The following is a 7,115-nucleotide window of genomic DNA, read 5'->3' on the forward strand; positions in this document are numbered from 1 at the left end:
CGCGCCTCGCGCAACAGGGCGGCGGCCAGGGAGCGGCCCGTGAGTTCCTTCCAGCGGGAATCGCGGGATTTTCCGATCACGATCTGGGTGACGTTGTTGCGCCGAGCCCAGGCCATGACCGTGGCCACCACGTCGGTCCCGGTCAGGACCACGGTCGAGCCGCCCAACTGCTCGGCCAGCTTCAGGGCCTCGCGGGTGCGGGCGGCGGCGGTCTCGGGCGGCGGCGGACGGTCGGGACGCTCGACATGGGCCAGGGTCCAGGGCGCGTCCATCATCATGTCCGACAGCCGCCGGCCAGCCCGGACCAGCATGGAGGCCATGGCGTCGCCGCCGGCCAGCACCAGGATCCGCTCGCCCGCCGCCCACGGCCCCTCGACGCCCTTCTCGCGCATGGCCGCGACCAGCTGGTCGTCGACCGTCTGGGCCGCGCGGCGCAAAGCCAGTTCGCGCAGGGCGGTGAGGTTCTCGACCTTGAAGAAGTTCTCCGAGGCCAGACGCGCCGTCTCGGGCACATAGACCTTGCCCGCCGCCATCCGCTCGCGCAGCTCGTCGGGGGTGATGTCGATCAGCTCGATGTCGTCAGCGCGGGCCAGGGCGCTGTCGGGCACCGTCTCGCGCTGGCGGGCGCCGGTGATGCGCAGCACCACGTCGACCAGGCTCTCCAGGTGCTGGACGTTCAACGTGGTCCAGACGTCGATGCCGGCCGCCAGGATCTCCTCGACGTCCTGCCAGCGCTTGGGATGGCGCGAGCCGGGCGCGTTGGAATGGGCGTATTCGTCGACCAGCAGCAGTTTGGGCCGCCGCTCCAGGGCCGCGTCGAGGTCGAACTCCAGATAGCTGCGGCCCCGGTTCTCGACCGGGCGGCGGGGCAGCACGTCGAGCCCCCGCAGCAGGCTCTCGGTCTCGCGGCGGCCGTGGGTCTCGACCACGCCGACCAGCACGTCCTGGCCTTCCGCCTTCCGGCGACGGGCGGCGCGCAGCATCTCGTAGGTCTTGCCCACGCCCGGCGCCATGCCCAGGAACACCTTGAGGCGCCCCCGGCGGGCCTTGTTGGCGGCCGCCAGAAGCGCCTCGGGGTCGGGGCGGCCCCTTTCGGGGTATGAAGAGGGGTCGCTCGCCAAGTCCTAGCCGACCATCGGGAAGCGCGCGTCCAGGGCGCGGTTGACGTCCAGCACATTGACCCGCGGCTGGCCGATGAAGCCCAGCAGCGGCGGTTTCACGGCCGCCTCGATCATCCCCAGCACCTCGCCGCGCGGGGCGTTGCGGGCGGCGGCGATGCGCGGGGCCTGCAGGCGGGCATAGGCCGGCGAGATGTCCGGATCCAGGCCCGAGCCCGAGGTCGTGACCGCATCGGCCGGAATGGCCGCGCCGTGAAACTCGGCCCGCAGGGCGGCGGCGTCGGTCTTCTCGCGCTCGATCAGCTTGTCGTTCAGCGGACCCATGTTGGAGCCGCTCGAAGCCGACGCGTCGTAACCGTTCCCGGCGGCCGAGGGGCGGCCGTGCAGGTACTCGGCCTTGGCGAAGACCTGGCCGATCAGTTCGGAGCCGACTACCTGGCCGTGACGGTCATGGACCAGCGAGCCGTTGGCCTGCTGCGGGAACGCGGCCTGGGCCACGCCGGTGATCGCCAGCGGATAGGCCAGGCCCAGAAGGACGGTGAACAGGCCCATCGAGACGAAGGCCGGACGAAGATGCTTCAGCATGTGGGCCTCCTCTAGAACACGGCCTTGAGCGTGGCGACGGCGCGGCTGTCGTACAGCTTGCCGAAGTCATGCTCGGACGTGTCGTGATAGCGCAAGTCCAGCGCCAGCTTGTCGGTGAAATTCCAGGTCCCGCCCAGATTCCAGGTCGTGTAGTCGCCGGAGCCGGCATAGGTCTGGCGGCCCAGGGCGGCCGAGACGCTGATGGCCTTGGCGAGCGGATAGCCGCCATTGACCTCGTAATAGGTCGCCTCTTTCGCCGTGCCGAAACCGTCGGGGCTGTAGAACACCGCCGCCCCCACCCCGCCCTTGCCGGCCGGGACGCTGGCGGCGACCTTCAGCTCGGCGTTGCCGTAGTCGGCCCCGCCCGGCGCGCCGACATAGCCGTAGTAGATGACGCCCAGGTCGAGGGTCGCGGGACCCAGGGTGGGCTTGTAGCCGGCATAGAGGTCGATCTCGGCGTCGGTCTTGTCGCCGAAGTCGACGTTCGAGGCCCAGACGCCGGCGTAGACCTTGCCGGCGGTCAGGTCGGCGCCGCCGAAGACCTGCGGGTCTTCATCGGTCTGGCTGACGCCCCGGAACACGTAGTCGGAGGCCGCGCCGAGGTTGAAGGTCACGCTCGGCGTCTCGGCGCGGGCGGCGCCGGCCAGGGCGAAGACGAGGCCCGAGGCCATCAGCAGCGAAGAGAACTTGGACATTTGAGTAAGAGCGCCTTTCACGACGCGAGGAGTTCGGCGGCCTTGGCCGCCAGGAAGACGAGCCCGATCGCCCCGAGGCCGAAAACCAGGTCCGGAACGATCGGGCGGTTCATCAGGCCAGGCCCAGGGTCGAGACGATCATGTCGATCAGCTTGATGCCGACGAACGGGGCGACCAGGCCGCCCAGGCCGTAGATCAAGAGGTTGCGCGACAGCAGCTTGCCGGCGCCGATGGCGCGGTACTTCACGCCCTTCAGGGCCAGCGGGATCAGGGCGACGATCACCAGGGCGTTGAAGATCACCGCCGACAGGATGGCGCTCTGCGGGCTGTGCAGCTTCATGATGTTGAGGCCGCCGAGCGCCGGCAGGGCGACCACGAACATCGCCGGGATGATGGCGAAGTACTTGGCCACGTCGTTGGCGATCGAGAAGGTCGTCAGGGCGCCGCGGGTGATCAGCATCTGCTTTCCGACCTCGACGATCTCGATGACCTTGGTCGGGTCGCTGTCGAGATCGACCATGTTGCCGGCCTCGCGGGCGGCCTGGGCGCCGGTCTGCATGGCCACCCCGACGTCGGCCTGGGCGAGCGCGGGGGCGTCGTTGGCGCCGTCGCCGCACATGGCCACCAGCCGGCCCTTGGCCTGCTCGGCCCGGATCAGGCGCAGCTTGTCCTCGGGGGTGGCCTCGGCGAGGAAGTCGTCGACGCCGGCTTCCGAAGCGATGGCCGCGGCGGTCACCGGGTTGTCGCCGGTGATCATCACCGTGCGCAGGCCCATGCGGCGCAGGTCGGCGAAGCGAGCCTTCACGCCGGGCTTGACCACGTCCTTCAGGTGGATGACGCCGACCAGGGCGCCGTCCTCGCTGACCGCCAGCGGCGTGCCGCCCGAGCGGGCGATGCGGTCGACGGCGGCCGCCACTTCGGCGGGGATGCGCTTGGGATCGATGGCCAGGCTGCGATAGACCGCATCGACCGCGCCCTTGCGCCAGGACTGGCCGGCGAAATCCAGGCCCGACTGGCGGGTCGCGGCGGAAAAGGCGATCGAGGTCGCGCCGGTCGGGGCCTCCAGGGCCAGGCCCTGCTGGCGGCCCAGCTCGACGATCGAACGGCCTTCCGGCGTCTCGTCGGCCAGCGAGGCCATGACGGCGGCGCGCAGGGCCGCGTCGGGACGCACGCCGGGAGCGGCGATCACCTCGGTGGCCATGCGGTTGCCGAAGGTGATGGTGCCGGTCTTGTCGAGCAGCAGGGTGTCGACGTCGCCGGCGGCTTCCACCGCGCGGCCCGAAGTGGCCAGGACATTGACCTTCAGCAGGCGGTCCATGCCGGCGATGCCGACGGCCGAGAGCAGCCCGCCGATGGTCGTCGGAATGAGCGTGATGAACAGGGCGCCCAGCACCAGCGGGTCCAGCGCCACGCCCGAGAACTTGCCCAGGCCCAGCAGGGTGACCACCGCGATCAGGAAGATCAGGGTCAGGCCCGCCAGCAGCACGGCCAGGGCGATCTCGTTGGGCGTCTTGCGGCGGTCGGCGCCCTCGACCATGGCGATCATGCGGTCGAGGAAGGTCGAGCCCGGCGCGGCGGTGACCCGCACCTTGATCCAGTCGGAGACGACCGTGGTGCCGCCGGTGACGGCCGAGCGGTCGCCGCCGCTCTCGCGGATCACCGGCGCGCTCTCGCCGGTGATGGCGGCCTCGTTGACGCTGGCCATGCCCTCGACGATCTCGCCGTCGGTGGGGACGACGTCGCCGGCCTCGACCAAAACGAGTTCGCCGGGGACCAGCTTGTGGGCGGGGGTCGGGATCACCGTGCCGGCCTGATCGTCGATGATCAACTTGGCCTTGGTGGTGACGCGGGCGGCGCGCAGGCTGTCGGCGGCGGCCTTGCCCCGGCCCTCGGCCACGCTCTCGGCCAGGTTGGCGAAGAGGACCGTGGCCCAGAGCCACAGCGAGACCTGCACGGCGAAGCCGGCCGACTGCTGGGCGACGATGGCCGCGACGGCCGAGACCGTCGACAGCAGGGCCACGATCCAGGTCGCGAAGATCACCGGATTGCCGGTCAGCTTGCGCGGGTCGAGCTTGAGGAAGGCGTCCTTGGCCGCGCGGACCAGGATCGGGGCGGAGAGGCCGCCGGCCAGGCTGGCCGGCTTGCGCCGGCCGCCTTCGACGGCTCCGTTTTCGTAGGTTGTCATGGAAGTGCGCTTTCGATCAGCGGTAAGCGATCAGTGGCTCGAGGCGACGAAGGCGAGCGCCTGGAAGTGCTCGACGATCGGCCCCAGCGCCAGAGCGGGGAAGAACTGCAGGCCGCCGAGGATCAGGATCACCCCGATCAGCAGGCCGACGAAGAGACCGCCGTCGGTCGGCATGGCGCCGGCCGTGGGAGCGAGCTTGGGCTTGGCCGCGAGCGCCCCGGCGATGGCCAGCACCGCGACGATGGGAGCAAAGCGCCCGAACATCATCGCCAGGCCCAGGGTGACGTTCCACCACGGGGCGTTGGCGGTGAGGCCGGCGAAGGCCGAGCCGTTGTTGGCCGTGCCGGAGACGTAGGCGTAGAGGATCTCCGACAGGCCGTGGGGTCCGGCGTGCATCAGGCCCTTCAAGGCTTCCGGCAGGATCGCGGCGACGGCGGCGAAGCCGAGCATGAACAGCGGGATCACCAGCACCGCCAGCATCGAGAACTGGATCTCGCGGGCCTCGATCTTCTTGCCGAGATATTCCGGCGTGCGACCGACCATCAGGCCGGCGACGAACACCGCCAGCAGGGCCATGACGACCATGATCGCCACGCCCGAACCGATGCCGCCGGGCAGGATCTCGCCCAGCTGCATCAGGAACATGGTCACCCCGCCGCCCAGGGGCATCAGGCTGGAATGCATGCCGTTGACCGAGCCGTTGGAGGCCCCGGTGGTCATGGCGGCCCAGACGGCGGTCGAGGGCGCGCCGAAGCGGACCTCCTTGCCTTCCATGTTCACCGAGGTGTCGACATGGGCGGCGACCTGGGCCGGCGGGGCCTGGGTCTCGGTGACGTAGATCGCCGCCGCGCCGGCGCTCAGCAGCACCATGGCCGCCACGACCAGGGCGCGGACGTCCTTCTTGGCCAGCACGCTGCGGCCGAAGGCGAAGAAGGCGGCCCAGCCCAGCACGTTGATCGACACCGCCGTGATCAGGTTGGTCAGCGGGGTCGGGTTCTCGAACGGATGGGCGGAGTTGGCGTTGAAGATGCCGCCGCCATTGATGCCCAGCTGCTTGACGGCCAGCTGGCTGGCGGTGGCGAAGAGCGAGATCTTCTGATCGCCGCCTTCCAGGGTGTGGGCGGTGACGCCGGCGGCCAGGGTCTGGGGCACGCCCAGGGCCACGAGCACCAGGGCCACGACCACGCACAGCGGCAGCAGCACCCACAGCGTCGTGCGGATCACGTCGCTCCAGAAGTTGCCGACGTCCTCGCCCTTGCTGGCCAGGAAGCCGCGCGCCAGGGCCGCGGCGATCGCCGCGCCGGTGGCGGCCGAGACGAAGTTCTGCACCGTCAGCACCAGCATCTGGCTGAGCGTCGACATGGTGGTCTCGCCGCCATAGCTCTGCCAGTTGGTGTTGGTCACGAAGCTGACGGCGGTGTTGAAGGCCAGGTGCGGCGACAGGCCCGCGAAGCCCTGCGGGTTCAGCGGCAGCACGCCCTGCAGGCGCAGCAAGCCGTAGACCAGGAAGAAGCCGACGGCGTTGAAGGCCAGCAGGGCGCCGGCATAGCCGATCCAGGTCTGGCCCTTGCGCGGATCGACCCCGCAGGCGGCGTAGAAGAGGCGCTCGACCGGGCCGAGCACCGGATCGAGCCAGGTGCGCTCGCCGTTCCAGACGCGCGACATGTAGACGCCCAGCGGCCAGCCGATGCCGACCGCCAGGCCAAGCGTCAGGGCGATTTCCGCCCAGCCTTGCCAGTTCATGTGAGTTTATCCGAAGAGCGTCAGAAGCGGTCCGGCCGCATCAGCGCCGTGACCATGTAGGCCGCGACGACGATCGCCCCGGCTCCCCAAAGCGCGTTCACCAGCAGGGTCATGCGCGCCTCAATGCGATGGCGAAGAGGCCGAAGGCCAAAAACAGCCCTCCGCCCAGCGCCAGGAAAATGATGTCAGCCACGTTCGGCCTCCTTCCAGTTGGCGCGGAAGGGACCACGGAGCCGCGTAAGGGCTCCATTCGGGAGATGTGAGCCGCGCATAAGCGCCGCATAAAGACCGGTCGTCGCGGCAAGCCATGCTGCAACGCAGCGCGTTCAAGGGTGCAGTTTGGCGAGATCAAGGTTTTCGGCAAACTTTGCCGGCAGCCTTAGAAACAAGGCGTTATCGTGACAAGCGCCCCATTTCCGAACAACTTGCCGCCGCGCGGAAATTTACTCTTGTTTGCATCGCAAAATCGCGAAACGGTGGCAGCCGATCCAAGTCACGCGCGTTCTGGGCTCATGTCACCGCTGTTTCCAACCTTGGTCATCGTGGCCCTGCTGGCTCTGCTCATCTGGCCCAGCATCGAGCCCCGCCTGCGCCGCCGCGGACGCGGCCGCAGCCGTCGTCGCAGCTATTTCCGGGATTAGGGTCCGGGATTAGGGGGCACGCTGCTCCCCTCTCCGTAAAATCCCCGCGAAAGCGGGGACCCAGGTGTTTTTTGAAACCCACGGCTTCAAAGCCCTTCCCCCTTGATGGGGGAAGGGTTGGGATGGGGGTGACACGGCGTGTCCACCT

The 7,115-nt window shown here is 69.4% G+C and carries 4 protein-coding genes and 1 pseudogene; all 5 read right to left on the reverse strand.

Annotation, left to right across the window (positions count from 1 at the left end; translation table 11 throughout):
* Positions 1–1,013 (reverse strand): annotated as a pseudogene (locus DMC18_RS03340) (sensor histidine kinase KdpD); the annotation flags it as partial.
* Positions 1,014–1,124: 111 nt separating this feature from the next.
* Positions 1,125–1,703, reverse strand: a complete 579-nt coding sequence (kdpC, locus tag DMC18_RS03345) for a potassium-transporting ATPase subunit KdpC (RefSeq protein WP_110117871.1) — start codon at positions 1,701–1,703, stop codon at positions 1,125–1,127.
* Positions 1,704–1,714: 11 nt separating this feature from the next.
* The gene (locus DMC18_RS03350; protein ID WP_110117870.1) at positions 1,715–2,398 is read right to left on the reverse strand and encodes a TorF family putative porin; all 684 of its coding nucleotides are present in this window, start codon (positions 2,396–2,398) and stop codon (positions 1,715–1,717) included.
* Between the two features lie 112 nt (positions 2,399–2,510).
* Positions 2,511–4,583 (reverse strand): potassium-transporting ATPase subunit KdpB, encoded by a 2,073-nt coding sequence (gene kdpB / locus DMC18_RS03355; protein WP_110117869.1) that lies wholly within the window; start codon positions 4,581–4,583, stop codon positions 2,511–2,513.
* A 30-nt stretch (positions 4,584–4,613) separates the two neighbouring features.
* The gene (gene kdpA, locus DMC18_RS03360; RefSeq protein WP_110117868.1) at positions 4,614–6,326 is read right to left on the reverse strand and encodes a potassium-transporting ATPase subunit KdpA; all 1,713 of its coding nucleotides are present in this window, start codon (positions 6,324–6,326) and stop codon (positions 4,614–4,616) included.
* Between the last annotated feature and the right edge of the window lie 789 nt (positions 6,327–7,115).

This window comes from Caulobacter sp. D5, from assembly GCF_003185805.1.
Taxonomy (GTDB): Bacteria; Pseudomonadota; Alphaproteobacteria; order Caulobacterales; family Caulobacteraceae; genus Caulobacter.

Bases quoted from the DNA above. Each gene is read 5' to 3' on its own strand.
- kdpB (WP_110117869.1), bottom strand. From the start codon at position 4,583: ATGACAACCTACGAAAACGGAGCCGTCGAAGGCGGCCGGCGCAAGCCG.
- DMC18_RS03350 (WP_110117870.1), bottom strand. From the start codon at position 2,398: ATGTCCAAGTTCTCTTCGCTGCTGATGGCCTCGGGCCTCGTCTTCGCC.
- kdpC (WP_110117871.1), bottom strand. From the start codon at position 1,703: ATGCTGAAGCATCTTCGTCCGGCCTTCGTCTCGATGGGCCTGTTCACC.
- kdpA (WP_110117868.1), bottom strand. From the start codon at position 6,326: ATGAACTGGCAAGGCTGGGCGGAAATCGCCCTGACGCTTGGCCTGGCG.